This window comes from Pseudomonas sp. GV071, from assembly GCF_003050835.1.
Classification (GTDB): Bacteria; Pseudomonadota; Gammaproteobacteria; order Pseudomonadales; family Pseudomonadaceae; genus Aquipseudomonas.
On the sequence record NZ_QAOJ01000017.1, the window covers coordinates 1 to 15,662 of the forward strand.

Sequence of the window (15,662 nt, forward strand, 5' to 3'; positions counted from 1 at the left end):
CTGCATGCGCAAGCTGCTAGTGATCCTGAACGCCATGCTCCGTGACCAGACCCATTTCGATGCGAATAAAGCTTGATTTGAAACACGGTTGCTCCCTACGTCGTCGCTCCAGGGGCCGGGCTGAGGGCCATCCATGGCCCCATCCCTCTGCGCGGCTCCCGGCCGCTCCGACCCCTTACGCAACGACTCCGCTCGGCCTGCGCTCAAGGGGCGGTAGATCAAGATCACAAGCCACGGCGCGGCGCTTGCGCGCCTTGTAGGTGGGGGCGGGCGGCGATTCGCTTTAGCCTCGAGCTTTTGGTTGTTGTTGCAGGGCATAATTCTCGCCCTCGGGAACATCACCCGTTCCTCCCAGTCCAACCGCTCACTATTCCCCCGCTGAGGTTTTTCCGATGTCTGCTTCCCGTCGCCTGGTGTTGCTTGCTGCGTTGTCTGTGCTGAGTTGCCAGGCGTTTGCGTTCAATTTGAATGATGCGGCCAGCCTCTATTCGGCGAGCCAGGGCGGTGGTGGTAACGATAAGTCGGCGGAGTTGTTGAGCAACCCGCAGAACCTGCAGTTGCTGGCGGCGCTCAAGCAGTTGAAGGTCACGCCGCAGCAGGCGGTGGGTGGTACCGGGGCGATGTTGGGGTTGGCGAAGAATCAGTTGCCGAATAATGAGTACAGCCAGCTGACGCAAACCGTGCCGGGGCTTTCGAAGTTTGAAGGAGCCAATGGGCTGGCACAGTTGGGGTCGTTGAGTGGGTTGCTGGGTAAGTCGGCCGGCAAACCGGTTAGCCCGGAAGCGACCGCGGCCGTTTCTAATGTGAATAACCCGCAAGACTTGAGCGCAGCCTTCAGCGCGCTGGGCATGGACAGCGGCATGATCGGCCAATTCGCGCCGCTGCTGTTGCAGTACCTCGGTCAGCAGGGTGTGGGTAACTCGCTGCTGGGTAACCTGGGCAGCTTGTGGACGCCAGCTAGCTGATCTCGGTTTTCATCGCGCTGAGGCGGGCGTCTTTTTCCGCCCAGCGCTCGGATATCCAGGTCTGCATATACACGCGAAATTGCGGGTCGTTCTGGTAGTCGCCTTGCCACAGCGCCGGGTCCATCGGCAGCGTCTGGATGTCCACCACCACCTTGGGCACGCGCCCGCAGAGCAAGTCCCAGAAGCCTGGAATGCGCTGTCCGGGGTAGAACACGGTGATGTCGAGGATCGCGTCCAGCTGTTCGCCCAGGCTGGCGAGGACGAACGCCACGCCGCCGGCTTTGGGTTTCAGCAGGTGTTTGTACGGTGATTGCTGTTCGGTCTGTTTGGCGGGAGTGCAGCGTGTGCCTTCGAGGTAATTCACTACGCTAACCGGCAGGTTGCGGAATTTTTCGCAGGCTTGTTGGGTAATCAGCAGGTCTTTGCCAGCCATCTCCGGGTGTTTGGCCAGGTAGGCCTTGGAATAACGTTTCATGAACGGGTAGTCCAGTGCCCACCAGGCCAAGCCCAGCAGCGGTACCCAGAGCAGTTCCTTTTTCAGAAAAAACTTGAAGAACGGCGCCTTGCGGTTGAAGGCCTGCATCAGTGCGGGAATGTCCACCCAGGACTGGTGGTTGCTGATCATTAGGTAGGAGCGGTCCATGCGCAGTTCATTGTCGCCACGGATTTCCCAGACGGTGGGCAGGCACAGGGCGAAGATGAACTTGTCGATGTCCGACCAGGTTTCGGCAATCCACACCACCCCGGCGGAGCAGGCCGCGCGCAGCTTGCCTGGCAGAACCAGCTTGAGCAGGGCAAGAATCATCAACGGACCGATCAACACCAATGTGTTGAGCAAAAGCAGCAAGGCGACGGTCATACCGGTGAGCAAACGGCGCATGTAGGCTCCTAACTAGGCGCAGGCGGCCAATGATAATCAGGCCTGGCGGGCCTTCCAAGTCGCTGGCTGGAAGTTTGGCCGACACAGTGTTTTGCATCACCGGCTACATTTTCTTCACCCGATTCCCTGTATGAAGGGGGCACGTTCAGCCCCATAACGACTGGAGTGACCTATTCCGTGAAATCTTTTCTTGCCGTGCTGGCGCTTGTTGCGCTGCCTGTTCTCGCCGCCGAACCAACCGTTTACGGCCGCTACGAATACATAAAACTGCCCGAGCTCGATCAAACCTTCAAAGCCAAGATGGACACCGGCGCACTGACCGCCTCGCTGTCGGCCAAGGACATCGAACTGTTCAAAAAAGATGGCGATGACTGGGTACGTTTCCGCCTCGCCACTAAAGACGCCAGCGACAAGGTGTACGAGCACAAAGTGGCGCGCGTGAGCAAAATCAAAAGCCGTTCCGACGAGGAAGACGGCGAAGAGGGCGCCTCGGTGGCCAAACGCCCGGTGGTGGCCATGCGCATGTGCATGGATGGGGTCAGCCGCATCATCGAGGTCAACCTGACCGACCGCAGCAGCTTCAACTACCCGCTGTTGATCGGTGCCAAAGCCCTGCGTGAGTTCGACGCCGCGGTAAACCCGGCACGGCGTTTCACGGCTGGCCAGCCGAAGTGCTGATTGGTCCGTTGGGTTGAGCGCAGCGAAGCCCAACAAACCGCAACGACGTACCCGTGTTAGATTCTGCGCCTTGCCCTTCATGTTGCAGGACGCACATGCCGACCATTCTGCTGGTCGAGGATGAAGCCTCGATCGCCGACACTCTGATCTATGCCCTGCAAAGCGAGGGCTACAGCACGCACTGGCTGACCCTGGCCGGTGAGGCGCTGGCCTATCAGCAAACCACTCCCGCCGACCTGTTGATTCTTGACGTCGGCCTGCCCGATATGACCGGCTTCGAGGCGTGCAAACAACTGCGGCGTTTTTCCGAGGTGCCGGTGATTTTTCTCACCGCGCGCAATGCCGAGATCGACCGCGTGGTGGGCCTGGAAATCGGTGCCGATGACTACGTGACCAAGCCCTTCAGCCCCCGTGAGGTGGCGGCTCGGGTCAAGGCCATTCTCAAACGCATGCAGCCGCGTGCCGTGCTGCCAGCAGCGCTCGCACCTGCGGTGTTTGCCGTGGATGCCGAGCGCTTCCAGATTCACTACCACGGCCAGCTGCTGAGCCTCACCCGCCACGAATTCCGTCTGTTGCACACCCTGTTGGCTCAACCGCAGCGGGTGTTCAGCCGCGAGCAGTTGCTGGACGCCGCCGGGGTACCTGCCGAGGCCGGTTACGAGCGCAATATCGACAGCCACATCAAGAGCCTGCGCGCCAAACTGCGCCAGGTCCTGGCCACGGCCGAACCGATCCAGACCCATCGTGGCCTGGGTTACAGCATCAAGGCCGACTGATGCCACTCGGGATCCGGATCTTCCTTGTCTACTTCGTGTTCGTCGGTTTGTCTGGCTGGTTTGTGCTGAGCACGGTGATGGACGAAGTGCGCCCCGGCGTGCGCCAGACCACTGAAGAAACCCTGGTGGACACCGCCAACTTGCTCGCCGAGTTGCTGCGCGATGACTTGCGCAGCGGGCGCCTGGATCAGGCCCATTGGCAGGAGCGTTTTCAGGCCTACGGTCAGCGCCAGCCGCTGGCGCAGATCTGGGGCATGACCAAAAGTGAAGTCAGCCACCGTATCTACGTCACCGATGCCCAGGGCAAAGTCGTAGTGGATTCCAGCGGCGAAGCGGTCGGCCAGGATTATTCGCGCTGGAACGATGTGTACCTGACCCTGCGCGGTGAGTACGGCGCGCGCTCCACCCGCGAAGTGCCAGACGACCCGGAAACCTCGGTGATGTACGTGGCCGCGCCGATCAAGGAAAACGGCAAGATCATCGGCGTGATTTCGGTGAGTAAGCCGAGCCGCACCTTGCAGCCCTATATCGAGCGCTCGCAGATGCGCCTGGCCTGGTTTGGCGCCGGGTTGATGTTTCTCGGTTTGCTCGCAGGCGGCTTGTTGTCGTGGTGGCTGAGCGCTTCGCTACGGCGCCTCACCGACTATGCCCAGGCGGTGTCGGCAGGTGAGCGCAGCCCATTGCCGGCGTTGCAGGGCGGGGAGCTGAAGCAACTGGCCGAAGCCCTTGAGCACATGCGCAGTGAGCTGGAGGGCAAGGCCTACGTCGAGCGTTACGTGCACACCCTGACCCACGAATTGAAAAGCCCACTGGCGGCGATTCGCGGTGCTGCGGAGTTACTCGAAGGCGAGATGCCCAGCGAGCAGCGCCAGCGTTTCGTCGGCAATATCCAGACCGAAAGTGCGCGCCTGCAACGGCTGATCGAGCGCCTGCTCAACCTGGCGCTGGTGGAACAACGTCAGGGTCTGGACGAACGCGTGCCGCTGCCGCTGCGGGCGCTGGTCGACGAGCAACTGCAGGCCCAGGCCGCGCGGATTCACAGCAGCCAATTGCAGGTGGTCAACCAGGTGCCGGTGGAGGTGCAGGTGCATGGCGAGCGGTTTTTGTTGCAACAGGCGCTGGCCAACCTGCTGGATAACGCCCTGGATTTCACCCCGGCGGGCGGTGAGTTGCGCTTTAGCGTTGAGCGTCACGACGACCTGCTGACCCTCAGCGTATTCAACCAGTGCGCGCCGATTCCGGACTACGCCCTGGCCCGTCTGACTGAGCGTTTCTACTCCCTGCCGCGCCCCGGCAGTGGGCGCAAGAGCACGGGGCTTGGCCTCAACTTCGTGCAGGAAGTGGCCAGCCTGCATGGCGGTGCTATAACAATTGGCAACGTTGCGGGTGGCGTCGAGGTGCGCTTGAGCCTGCCGCTGGTGCACTAGCAGAGGCCGTTTTCAGCGCTGTAACCGCTCTGCAAAGCGGCTTCAATAGGCTCAGCAGCGCTGCGTTGGCCCCGTGAGCCGGCGCAGTTGGCACTAAACGTGATAGCCACCGTGGGCAGCGACTACAAAAAAAGCCGAAGGAGTCAGGGTATGAAAACCGTTGCGGAAATCCTCAAAGCGAAAACCCGGAACAGCATTTTCAGCGTCAGCCCCGATACCTCGGTGCTCGAGGCGGTAAAGCTGATGGGCGAACTGGGCATCGGCGCCTTGCTGGTGACCGAGCTCGGCGAGCTGGTGGGCATCGTCAGCGAGCGCGACTACGTGCGCAAGATCGCCATGCTCGAACGCGACTCGTCGGCCAAGGTCAGCGAAATCATGACCGCCAAGGTCATCACCGTCAGCCCCAAGGAAGGCAACCGCCACTGCATGCAACTGATGACCGACGGCCACCTGCGCCACTTGCCGGTGCTCGAAGACGGCAAAGTGATCGGCCTGCTGTCCATCGGTGACCTGGTGAAAGACATCATCTCCGAGCAGGAGAGTTTGATTAATCACCTGGAGCAGTACATTCGCGGCGAGTAGGCGTAACGGCCGGCCCTCTCCCCCGGCCCTCTCCCGCAGGCGGGAGAGGGGCTTTTATCGTGCCTCCACACACTCTCCATATTCCCCCCATAAAACCCCCACCCTCACTCCCCACACTCTCTCCATCCCAACCACATGGAGAGCACCGCGATGAATCGCAGCCTGGGCATCAAACTCGGGGCCATCGGCCTTCTGATCGTACTGTTGTTAATTCCCTTGTTAATGATCGACGGCCTGATCGGCGAGCGGCAGTCGGCGCGCAATGGCGTGCTCGACAACATCGCCCGCAGTTCCAGCTACAGCCAGCAGATCACCGGGCCGATTCTGGTGGTGCCGTATCGGCAAAAAATCCGCGAATGGAAAGTCGCGGAGAAAACCGGTGTGCGTTATCAGGAAGAGCACACGGTCAGCAGCCGCTTCTACGTGTTGCCGGAAAGCTTCAGCCTCAACGGCGAAGTCGGCACCGAGCTGCGCGCCCGGGGCATTTACCAGGCGCGTCTGTTCAAGAGTGACAACCAGATCAGCGGCCACTTCGAAGTGCCGGCCAACTACGGCATCACCGAAGACCTCGCCGACTACCAATTCGACGAGCCCTTCCTGGCCGTCGGCATCAGCGACATCCGTGGCATCAACAACGCCCTCAAGCTCGACCTCAACGGCCAGTCGCTGGACTTCGAACCGGGCTTTGGCGACGACATGCTGGCCAACGGCGTGCATGCCCCGCTGGGTAACGTCGACAGCACCAAACTGATGAAGCTCAACTACGCCTTCAACCTGAAACTGCAGGGCACCTCCAGCTTCAGCGTGGTGCCGGTGGGCCGAGACAGCCAGGTGCAACTGCACTCCGACTGGCCACACCCAAGCTTCATGGGCGAGTTCCTGCCGACCGAACGGGAGATCAACGAACAGGGTTTCACGGCTAATTGGCAGACCAGTTTTTTCGCCACCAACATGGAGCAGGTGCTGCGTGACTGCGTGAACAACAGCGGCTGTAGCAGCTTCGATGCGCGCAGCTTTGGTGTGAGTTTCGTCGACCCGGTGGACCAGTACCTGAAGACCGACCGCGCGATCAAATACGCCATGTTGTTTATCGCCCTGACCTTCGCCGGCTTCTTCCTGATGGAAGTGCTCAAACGCCTGCAAGTGCACCCGGTGCAGTACGGCCTGGTGGGCCTGGCGCTGGCGCTGTTCTACCTGCTGTTGTTGTCATTGTCCGAACACCTGGAGTTCGCCCTGGCCTACGCCGCTTCGGCCACCGCCTGTGTGGCGCTGGTGGGCTTCTACGTCTGCCATGTGCTGCACAGCTGGCTGCGCGGCGCGGGTTTTACCCTGGGATTGGCCGGGCTGTATGGCGTGCTCTACGTGTTGCTCAGCGCCGAGGATTACGCGCTGCTGATGGGCTCGTTGCTGGTGTTCGGCCTACTCGCCTGCGTGATGCTGCTGACCCGCAAACTGGACTGGTATGGCGTGGGTAAGGCACCCGCTCCCGAACCACACCTGACCCTCGAACCCGGTTTGCTGGGGGAGTGATGGCCATGCGTATCGTCTTGCAACTGGTTGCGTGCCTGGCCCTGGGTATGTTCGTCGCGCTGCTGATTCTGGCCGGGCTGATGTTTGCCCAGCAGTTCGAAGTGATCAACCTGATCGTGGTCACCGGTAAACCACTGGCGCACCTGGCGCTGGTGGTGTTGCCGGACGCCTTCTGGGACAGCGTGACCGGCGCCACCGATGCCGCTAACAACGATAGCGTGCGCTCGTTTTTGCAGATGACCGCGGCCATCGGCCAGATCGCCCTGCTGGTCGGCGCCGGGCTGTTTCGCGTGAGTCTGGAGGAATGAGCGGGCATGTCGGGTTGCGCGAAGACACGCGCATCGGCGAACGCCTGGCCCGGCGCATCGCCTTGCTCTTTGTCGGATGTGCTGCGCGCACCGGCCTCTACCGCATCGTCAGTCGGTGCGCGCAGCACACCCTACGGGGGATTGCGCCATGGCGACGTTGATGCAGCGCAGCGGCCAGAGGTTTATCGGCCTGATGTGCGGAACCACGCTGGGTTACTGCGTGGAGGTCCTGCTGGGTCTGGTGATCGCCTCCTGGCCCTTCAATCCGCTGTTCACCTCGCTGGCGGTGATTAGCATGGTGCTGCAGGCCAGCTACTGGCAGCGGATGTACAGGGAACCCGGGCTGATGCGCCAGGGCATGGTGGGCGGGCTGATGTTGATGGGGGCGCTATGGCTGTTTTACTTCCACGTGTGAGCCCCTGGCGCCGAACCCTGCGGGTGCTGCAGTTTCTTGCGGTGCTGTGGTGCTCGCTGATGCTCGGTCTGTACCTGAGCTACAAGGTGGTTGAACGGCAGTGGATGATCAGGTCGCTACCGGCGGCCATCGAGCCGCGCGGGGTGGTGTTGTTGGCGGACGACGGTGGTTTTCGCGAGAGCTGTGGCGCGGCGGTTTTTCGCCTCAGTGGCGACACCGCGCAGCGGCTGCAGGAGCATGGTTTGCAGTACCTCGAACAGGCCCTCCAGGCGCGTCGCAACAACGACCGCTACGGCCACTTCGAACAATGGCAGCAGACGCCTCTCGATATCGATGTGGATGAGGGCTTGATCGGGCTGAGTTGTGCAGAACCTGACAAAGACTTGCAGCGGCGTATTTACCAAGCCGCAGGCCGCCCTGGTTCGTTCTACGCGAAGAAAGACGACGGCCTGTTGCTGGTGTTGCCCAGCGAAGGCCTGATCATGTTTGGCTACAGCGGCTGAAATCAAACCGGCGGTTGAGTCGCCAGCATCGACGGCCGCTGACTGACCTCGGCATACCACGCCGCCAGCGTGGGAAACGACTTGCGCCAGCTCAGCTCGGGTTGGCGGAAGTCCAGATAACCCAGGGCACAGGCCACCCCAATCGAGGCCACATCGAAGCGGCTCGGCAGCTCGGCGCTGGCGGCCGTTTCGAACTCGGCCAGGGCACGGGTGATCTTCGCCTGCTGGCCGTCGAGCCAGTCGGCCCAGTGTTTTTCCTCTGGACGGGTGGCGGTTTCATAACGGATCAGCACCGCCGCATCCATCACCGCATCGGCCAGCGAGGCCAGGGTCAGACGCCGCCAGCGCGCGGCACCGTCACGCGGAATCAGCGGCTCGCCACCATGCTGGTGATCGATGTAATCGACAATCACCCGGCTGTCATGCAGCAGCGAACCGTCGGCCAGGCACAGCGCCGGAATCTTCCCCGCCGGGTTATGCGCGTTCACCGCCGCACTCGGGCTGGTGGGGCTGAGTAGCACCGTTTCCAACTCGACCCGCTCGCGCTGACCGGTTTCATGGAGAAACACCAACACCTTGCGCACGAACGGTGAGGCGGGGTTGTGGAACAGCTTCATGGTGGCGGCGGACATGGCGAGCTCCTCGGGTGAGTGGCGATGGGGGTAACCCTACAGGGCTCGGCTGGGAAGGCAAAGCAGGTGGGAGGGGCTTTAGCCGCGATGCTGTTGATTTTGCCTTTTCCAGCGATCGCGGCTGAAGCCCCTCCCACAAGCAACAAAGCCGCCTCGAGGGCGGCTTTGTTTTGGGTTTGAAGCGCGGGGCTTAGAACTCCAGTTGTGCGGAGAACGTCAGGGTACGCGGGTCGCCCAGGTAGTAGCTGTTCAGCCAGTATTCCTTGTTGGCCAGGTTGCTGACGTTGGCGCGCAAGGTGACCTTGTTTTCTGCAACCGGGATAGCGTAACGGGCGCCAAGATCGAAGGTAGTAAAGGACGGCAGGCTGTGTTCGTTGGCCTCGTCGGTGTATTGCTTACCGGTGTAATACGCGCCGCCCGTGACGGCTACGCCTGGAATGGCGTTGATGTCGTACTCGGCATAGAGCTTGGCGAGCTCAGAGGCGACGTTGGTGGGTTTTTGCCCATCGTTGGCCGGGTTGCTGGTTTTCTTCACATCTGGATCCAGCATGGTGAAGCCGCCAACCAGAGTCAGGTCCGGCAATACCTTGCCGTTGATGCCGAACTCAATACCGTTGTTTTCCTGGCGACCATCTTGGACAAACACGTTGCTGGCGTTGGTATACGAGTTGGGTTTGTCGATGTTGAACAGCGCCAGCGTGAGTTGCGCATCGCCTACAGCGGCTTTGACACCAATCTCATATTGCTCGGCAACTTCCGGAGACAGTGCCTGGCCAGGGTTTGCTGCTGTGCTAGGTGCGACGCCGCCAGCCTGCAACCCTTCGATGTAGGTGGCGTAGGTGGTCAGCCATGGCAGGGGTTTGTAGATCAGCGAGTAGTTAGGAGACGTTTCGCTTTTGTCGTAACTGGTTTGGTGCTCGGCGGAACCAAACGCTTGCATCCAGTAGAAATCGCTGCTGTAAGCCTGGATCTGCGTGCGAGTCAAACCAACGATGGTGGACCATTGATCGTTGAACGTGATGACGTCGCCGATCAGGAAGTTATCCGACTGAGTGCGCGAAGCTACGCGTTGGTCGCCATGACCGATGGAGTAGGTGGGCTTATCAACCTGCGGCGTCTGGCTGAAAGGCACTGATGGTGTTACCGAGCTGTACATCGGGCCCGGGTACGGAACGTAGTCCTCGTAGTACTTGGCCCGAGCGATATTGCCTTGATAGCCCGCGGTAACTTTGTGACCGATGCCGCCGGTATCAAATACTGCGTCGGCAAACAGGTTTCCCGAGGTTTCTTCGGTTTCTACTGGAGCGAAGGCATACAGGGGTTGGGTGTACTGGCCGGCGGTCGAGACTGTTGGGCCGGTGTAGGTGTATTCATCGGTGTACTGGGTGTAACCCAATGCGCCACGAAGGCTGAACACGTCATTCAGGCGCCAGTTGAAGCGCGAACCAACGCGATCATGCTCGGAGTCAGCAAACGCCCACTTCTGGCTGTATAGCTTGTCGTTCTTCAAGTCCTTCGCGTCAGGGCGGTTGGCCTGGTCGAAGAAATACCAGTAGCTGCTGACACCACGTGTTTCGCTTTTCTTGTGCGAAGCATCGAACTGGATCAGCAGGTCGTCGCTGACGTTCCAGTCCAGCGCCAGGCTGATCATTTCGCGACGACGCTTCTGCATGTCGATGGCGGTCTCGCCATCTTGGGTCAGCACGTTGAGACGGTAGGCGAAGACACCTGCGTCATCGATAGGGCCGCCGAAGTCGCCATGCAGGTAATAGTTTTCGCCACCTGCGTTGCCGAGCGTCACGCTGTTGTAGCGCTCAGCCGTCGGGCGCTTGAGCACGTAGTTGACCAGACCGCCGGGGTTGCCCGGGCCATAGAGGAAACCGCTGAGACCGGTGAGGATCTCGATCTGCTCCATTTCCTCAACGTAGTTGCCTGCGTCGTACCCGGTGCTATAGCGCAAACCATCGTTGGCGATGCTCAGGTTGCCTGCTGCGCTGTAGCCGCGAATGGCTACCGCACTTGCGTAACCGGCGTTCTTTGGCGAGTAAAGCTGGGTGAACGGGTTACGTTTGAACACGTCATCAGTAGAGGTAGTTTGAGTGTTCTGCAGCATCTCTTTGGAAACGACGCTGATCGAGTACGGGGTGTCCTGCAGGCTCATGCCGCCGAGTGCGCCGACGTTCTTGGCGGCTTCGGTGCGGTAACCGGATGCGGCGCTGCCATCCAGCACGCCTGCCGCATTGATGTCCGTAGCAGGCAGGCTGATGCCGTCGGTCGAGTCTGGAGCCGGTGCCAGACTGAAAGCGCCCGAGCTGTTCGCCACCAAGGCCAAACCACTGCCACGCAACGCCTGGCGCAATGCCGTCTGCGCATCGTACTGGCCCTGCACGGGCTGGGCGGTTTTACCGGCCGTCAGGTTGGGGTCGATGCTCAACACCACACCAGCCTGGCTGGCGATCTGGTTAAGGGTGCTGGCCAGGGGCGCCGAGGGCAGCTGGTAGCTGCGAACGGCAGTGTCGGCGGCGAGGGCCGGCACGCTGGCAAAGGCCATGGCGGCGGCCAATAGCGTCGGGCGGAACAGGTTGATGGTCTTCGACATTGCGAGCGGCTCCCAAGCAGGAATTAATCTCAATGCCCCTATGCCGAAGCAAAATCGAAAAGTGATAGGGCCGTTGAAAACTTTTTTTTAACGGCCGTTTTGTTCAGGGATTTTCAGCCACTGGCGCAGGCACCACGCGCACCCACCAGGCGGCTCGGCGCTGGATTTGCACCGGCAAACTGGGCGGCAGTGCGGCCAGGGCCAGATCGGTGTTGTTCAGCGGGAAGCTGCCGCTGATGCGCAGGTCGGCCACCTGCGGGTCGACGCTGAGGAAGCCCTGGCGGTAGTCGCCAAGCTGCTCGAGCAACTCGGCCAGGCGCATGTTTTCCACCACCAACATGCCGTGGGTCCATGCATCGGCGGTTGGCGGTGCGGCGCGCACGTCGCCGAGGGCGTTCTGCGCCATCAGCACTTGCTGACCTTCGCTGATGATCCGTTCGCCTTCCGCATCGACGGGGTGCGCGGCGACCGCCGATTGCAAGACGATCAGGCGTGTACCAGCCGTTTCGTGGCGAACCAGGAACCGCGTGCCGAGGGCGCGCAGTTCGCCATCGTCGGTGGCGACGATAAACGGCCGGGCATCGCCGTGGGCGGTTTCCACCAGAATTTCGCCGCTGCGCAGGAAGATTCGCCGCTGCTGCGCATTGAAGTCGATATCCAGGGCGCTGCGGCTGTTCAGGCGCACGTTGGTGTGGTCGGGTAGTTCCAGGTCGCGTTGCTCACCGGGGGCGGTGCGCTCGTCGGCCAGCCAGTCGCCGAGTGGGCGGTGTTGTTGGGCCAGGCCGAGGCCCAGCGCGGTGACCAGCATCAGGCCAAGCATGCCGCCGCGGCGCAGCCGGGCTTTGCCGCTGTCGGCGGAACGCAACAGGGCGCGGCGCGCGGGTTGGCTGCTGACGTTGGCGAAGTGCTGGTCGAGACCGCTGAGCTGCGCCCAGGCGCGCGCATGTTCGCTGCTGGCGGCTTGCCAGAGGCGGAATTCGGCTTTTTCCAGGTCGCTGGCTTCACCGGAGCCCAGGCACAACTGCCAGCCGATGGCTTCGTCGAGCACGTTGGCCGAGACGCTGCTGCTATTCATGTCGGCTCGCCATACAGGGCGATGTAGCACTGGCGCAGGCCCTGGGCCAGGTACTGGCGCACGCGGGGCACGGAAACGCCTAGGCGTTCAGCGATTTCGGCGTGGCCCATGTTGTCTATGCGGTTGTACAGGAAGGCTGCGCGGGCATTGCTCGACAAGGTGCCGAGCATGCGGTCGATGGCGCGCAGCGATTCCAGCACCAAGGCTTGCTCTTCGATATCCGGGTGCACCTGTTCCGGCAGCGCAGCCAGCTCTTCCAGGTAGGTACGCTCCAGCGCGCTGCGACGGAAATAGTCGATCAGCAGGCCTTTGGCGATGGTGGTAAGCAGCGCGCGGGGCTCGCGCAGTTGCACCGCTTCGGCTTTGCCGAGCAGACGTACAAAGGTGTCTTGGCTGAGCTCTTCGGCCCGGTGCGGGCAGCTCAGGCTTTTGCGCAGCCAGCCGAGCAGCCAATCGCGATGGTCGCGATACAGCAAGCCCGCCAATTCGTGGTTTGTGGATTCCCCAACCGACACAGCACTCTCCGCTAAAGCAGAACCAACGCGAAATCGAGAATTATTCGCATATGATTGCAGAGAGTGGCATATCGCCGCAATTGCATGCTGTCGGTTTCTTCTGTGGCCGGATTAGCAGCGTCGTTACAGAGAGGGTCGTTGCTGCCGTCGTTGCCAGCGGCCCAGCGCGTCGGCCAGGGCAGCCGGGCTGTCGAGCTGCTGTTTGCGCGCACGGCTGAACAGAATCAACGCCAGTTCAGCGGTCACCAGGGCATCGGCGCTGGCGTGGTGACGTTGCTGCACCTGCAGGCCGAATTGCGCGGTCCAGTCATCCAGGCCGGCTTGGCGCAGGGTGACTTCGGGGCAGAGCATCGGCGCCAGATCGGCGACATCGAGGAAGCGGTGTTCCAGGCTGTAGCCGAGGTCGGTTTTCAACGCCTTGCTCAGCATGTGTTGGTCGAATGGTGCGTGAAACGCCAGTAACGGGCTGTCGCCAACGAACTGCATAAACGCCAGCAGCGCCTCGCCTGGCGCTACGCCGGCCGCCGAGACACTGGGAGCGATGCCATGGATCAGCACGCTGGCGCTGAGTTTTTCCGTGCTGCGCTGCAGGGTGCATTCAAACTGCTGGGCCAAATCGATGGCGCCGTCCTCAATCACCACCGCGCCAATCGATAGCAGCTGATCACGCTGCATATTCAGCCCGCTGGTTTCCAGGTCGAGCACGACAAAACGTTGCTGGCGTAGCAGCTGGTCGCTCCAGGCAAGCGCTTTGGGCAACTGCGCGCAGCCTTCCTGCAGCTGTTCGTCGATGGGGGGAGCGGGACGCCGCCGCAGCCAGGCGAACGGCATCAGAGTTGATACCTCAGGGCCAGGCTGCTTTGCAGGCGCTGCGCCTGGCGGAACGACTCGCGCAGAATGCGCCGGTCGAGGTGGTTGAGGCTGTCCGGGTCGAGGCGGTTGGAGTAGCGCTGTTGCTGGCGCGCCTGCTGCTGGTGCTGTTGCATGCGGGTTTGCTGGATGAAGTGGTAGGCCTCTTCATAGGCGGCGCCATCCAGCGGGTCGATCACCTCTTTGGCGATCAGCTCGCGCAGGCGCTGCAAGGTGTTGCCGGCACTGATGCCATGGGCCAGGGCCAGCAAGCGGGCACCGTCGACGAAGGGGGTGAGGCCCTGCACTTTCAGGTCCAGGGTGTGTTTTTCGCTGCCGCTCTTGGCCACCACGAAGTCGCGGAAACGCCCCACCGGTGGGCGATTACGCAGGGCGTTGGCGGCCATCAGGCGCTGGAAGATCTGGTTGTCGGCGACCTCGACGAGAATCTGCTGGCGCAGGTGCTCGCAGCCTTCCACCGGGCCCCACACCGCGCGCAGGTCGAAGTAGATGCTCGAGCCCAGCAGGTTCTCGGGGCTGGCATCGCGGATAAAACTGCTGAAGCGCCGCGACCATTCCAGCCGCGACAGGCACAACTGCGGGTTGCTCGCCATGATCCCGCCCTTGCACAGGCTGAAGCCGCATTTATCCAGGCTGTGGTTGATGCGCTCGGCCAGCGGCAGCAGCTTGCCGCGTTTGAGCGCTGCGTCGGCGGCGTCGCTGGCTTCGAACAGCATGCCGTTGTCCTGGTCGGTGTGCAGGGTCTGCTCGCGCCGCCCCTCGCTGCCAAAACACAGCCACGTGAAGGCCACGCCGGGGTCGCCGAGTTGCTCAATGCTCAGCTCGATTACGCGGCTGACGGTGTGGTCGTTGAGCAGGGTGATGATCTGGGTGATCTGTGTCGACGAAGCGCCATGGGCGAGCATGCGTTCGACCAGCTGGTGAATGTCGTTGCGCAGCGCCACCAGGGTTTCCAGCTTGTTGGCGTGGCTGATGGTGCGCGCCAGGTGCACCAGGTCGACCCGCTGCAGGGAAAACAGATCGCGCTCGGACACCACCCCGCGCAGTTGACCGTCTTCCACCAGGCAGACATGGGCGATATGCCGCTCGGTCATGGCGATGGCCGCGTCGAAGGCGCTGGCCTTGCTCGGCAGGTAGAACGGGTTGGCGATCATCACGCTGGCAATCGGCGCGTTGAGGTTGTCGCCGCCCTCGGCCACCACCGAGCGCAGGTCGCGCAGGGTGAAGATACCGGTGGGCCGCTGGCCGTCGTCAACGATGACGATGCTGCCTACCTGCTGTTCATGCATCAGGCGCACGGCGGCGCTGATCGGCGTGGCGGCGCTGCAGGTCACCGGTTGGCGCATGGCCAGTTCACGCAGTGGGGTGTCCAGCGAGTACTGCGCACCGAGGGTGGCCACCGCCTGGCGCTGCACCTGCTGATTGACCTGGTCGAGCAGGCTGCTGACCCCGCGCAGGGCGAAGTCGCGAAACGGCGCGGAGAGGGCAAACACCTTGATAAACGCCTCTTTGCCCAGCAGCAGGCAGAAGGTGTCCTCGCCTGCCAGGTGCTCGGTGCGGGTGGCACGCTCGCCGAGCAGGGCGGCCAGCGGAAAACATTCGCCGGTGGTGATCTCGAAGGTGGTCTCGGTGCCGCGTCGGGCGCTGTGCGGGCGCTCGCCGACCACCAGGCCCTGTTTGACGATATAGAAATGCTGCACCGGCCCGCCGCTGGGCTTGAGAATGCTTTCGCCTGCGCCATAGAAGCGCAGCTGGCAGTTCTCCACCAGGTAGCCCAGGTGGGCGTTTTCCATTTGATTGAAGGGCGGAAATTTTTGCAGGAGCTCCATCAGCCCCTGGATGTTCTGCTGCACCGCCACCTTGCCCGCCTGGGCGAATTCATTGGCCTTGCTCATTACGTTGCGTCC

At 61.9% G+C, this 15,662-nt stretch carries 17 protein-coding genes; 10 read left to right on the forward strand and 7 right to left on the reverse strand.

The window, feature by feature from the left end:
- Window positions 1-392: 392 nt before the first annotated feature.
- On the forward strand, window positions 393-965 hold the full coding sequence (locus C8K61_RS24490) for a DUF2780 domain-containing protein (RefSeq protein ID WP_108099141.1): 573 nt from the start codon (window positions 393-395) through the stop codon (window positions 963-965).
- Here the strand turns inward: C8K61_RS24490 and C8K61_RS24495 are convergent.
- Window positions 958-1,845 carry an acyltransferase gene (locus C8K61_RS24495; protein WP_108099143.1) on the reverse strand — a complete coding sequence of 296 codons (888 nt, stop codon included), beginning with the start codon at window positions 1,843-1,845 and terminating at the stop codon, window positions 958-960. The genes C8K61_RS24490 and C8K61_RS24495 overlap by 8 nt on opposite strands.
- A gap of 177 nt (window positions 1,846-2,022) precedes the next feature.
- Here C8K61_RS24495 and C8K61_RS24500 point away from each other — a divergent pair, with 177 nt between their 5' ends.
- From C8K61_RS24500 to C8K61_RS24535, 9 genes are all read left to right on the forward strand, one after another.
- Window positions 2,023-2,523 carry an ATP-dependent zinc protease gene (locus tag C8K61_RS24500; protein WP_108099145.1) on the forward strand — a complete coding sequence of 167 codons (501 nt, stop codon included), beginning with the start codon at window positions 2,023-2,025 and terminating at the stop codon, window positions 2,521-2,523.
- A 95-nt stretch (window positions 2,524-2,618) separates the two neighbouring features.
- Window positions 2,619-3,299, forward strand: coding sequence for a two-component system response regulator CreB (gene creB, locus C8K61_RS24505; protein WP_108099147.1), 681 nt, complete (start codon window positions 2,619-2,621; stop codon window positions 3,297-3,299).
- Entirely contained in the window at window positions 3,299-4,726 is a 1,428-nt protein-coding gene (creC, locus tag C8K61_RS24510) for a two-component system sensor histidine kinase CreC (protein WP_108099149.1), read from the forward strand. Before creB ends, creC begins: the two co-directional genes overlap by 1 nt.
- A gap of 150 nt (window positions 4,727-4,876) precedes the next feature.
- Window positions 4,877-5,308, forward strand: coding sequence for a CBS domain-containing protein (locus C8K61_RS24515; RefSeq protein ID WP_108099151.1), 432 nt, complete (start codon window positions 4,877-4,879; stop codon window positions 5,306-5,308).
- Window positions 5,309-5,458: 150 nt separating this feature from the next.
- Complete coding sequence (gene creD, locus C8K61_RS24520) at window positions 5,459-6,838, forward strand: cell envelope integrity protein CreD (RefSeq protein ID WP_108099153.1); 1,380 nt, start codon at window positions 5,459-5,461, stop codon at window positions 6,836-6,838.
- A 5-nt stretch (window positions 6,839-6,843) separates the two neighbouring features.
- Window positions 6,844-7,146 carry a hypothetical protein gene (locus tag C8K61_RS24525; RefSeq protein ID WP_108099348.1) on the forward strand — a complete coding sequence of 101 codons (303 nt, stop codon included), beginning with the start codon at window positions 6,844-6,846 and terminating at the stop codon, window positions 7,144-7,146.
- Window positions 7,143-7,307, forward strand: coding sequence for a hypothetical protein (locus C8K61_RS26785; protein WP_156684115.1), 165 nt, complete (start codon window positions 7,143-7,145; stop codon window positions 7,305-7,307). The genes C8K61_RS24525 and C8K61_RS26785 overlap by 4 nt, the downstream gene beginning before the upstream one ends.
- Complete coding sequence (locus C8K61_RS24530) at window positions 7,295-7,561, forward strand: hypothetical protein (protein WP_146174333.1); 267 nt, start codon at window positions 7,295-7,297, stop codon at window positions 7,559-7,561. Before C8K61_RS26785 ends, C8K61_RS24530 begins: the two co-directional genes overlap by 13 nt.
- Window positions 7,537-8,064 carry a hypothetical protein gene (locus C8K61_RS24535; protein ID WP_146174334.1) on the forward strand — a complete coding sequence of 176 codons (528 nt, stop codon included), beginning with the start codon at window positions 7,537-7,539 and terminating at the stop codon, window positions 8,062-8,064. The genes C8K61_RS24530 and C8K61_RS24535 overlap by 25 nt, the downstream gene beginning before the upstream one ends.
- A 2-nt stretch (window positions 8,065-8,066) precedes the next feature.
- On the opposite strand, the gene C8K61_RS24540 is transcribed toward C8K61_RS24535, so the two are convergent.
- From C8K61_RS24540 to C8K61_RS24565, 6 genes are all read right to left on the reverse strand, one after another.
- On the reverse strand, window positions 8,067-8,696 hold the full coding sequence (locus tag C8K61_RS24540) for a glutathione S-transferase (RefSeq protein ID WP_108099159.1): 630 nt from the start codon (window positions 8,694-8,696) through the stop codon (window positions 8,067-8,069).
- A 190-nt stretch (window positions 8,697-8,886) separates the two neighbouring features.
- A complete protein-coding gene (locus tag C8K61_RS24545; RefSeq protein ID WP_108099161.1) occupies window positions 8,887-11,295 on the reverse strand; it encodes a TonB-dependent receptor in 2,409 nt (802 codons plus the stop codon).
- Window positions 11,296-11,398: 103 nt separating this feature from the next.
- The gene (locus C8K61_RS24550) at window positions 11,399-12,370 is read right to left on the reverse strand and encodes a FecR domain-containing protein (protein WP_108099163.1); all 972 of its coding nucleotides are present in this window, start codon (window positions 12,368-12,370) and stop codon (window positions 11,399-11,401) included.
- Complete coding sequence (locus C8K61_RS24555) at window positions 12,367-12,885, reverse strand: RNA polymerase sigma factor (protein ID WP_108099165.1); 519 nt, start codon at window positions 12,883-12,885, stop codon at window positions 12,367-12,369. Before C8K61_RS24555 ends, C8K61_RS24550 begins: the two co-directional genes overlap by 4 nt.
- A gap of 123 nt (window positions 12,886-13,008) precedes the next feature.
- Entirely contained in the window at window positions 13,009-13,719 is a 711-nt protein-coding gene (locus C8K61_RS24560; RefSeq protein ID WP_256589548.1) for a PolC-type DNA polymerase III, read from the reverse strand.
- On the reverse strand, window positions 13,716-15,650 hold the full coding sequence (locus C8K61_RS24565; RefSeq protein ID WP_108099169.1) for a putative nucleotidyltransferase substrate binding domain-containing protein: 1,935 nt from the start codon (window positions 15,648-15,650) through the stop codon (window positions 13,716-13,718). The genes C8K61_RS24560 and C8K61_RS24565 overlap by 4 nt, the downstream gene beginning before the upstream one ends.
- Between the last annotated feature and the right edge of the window lie 12 nt (window positions 15,651-15,662).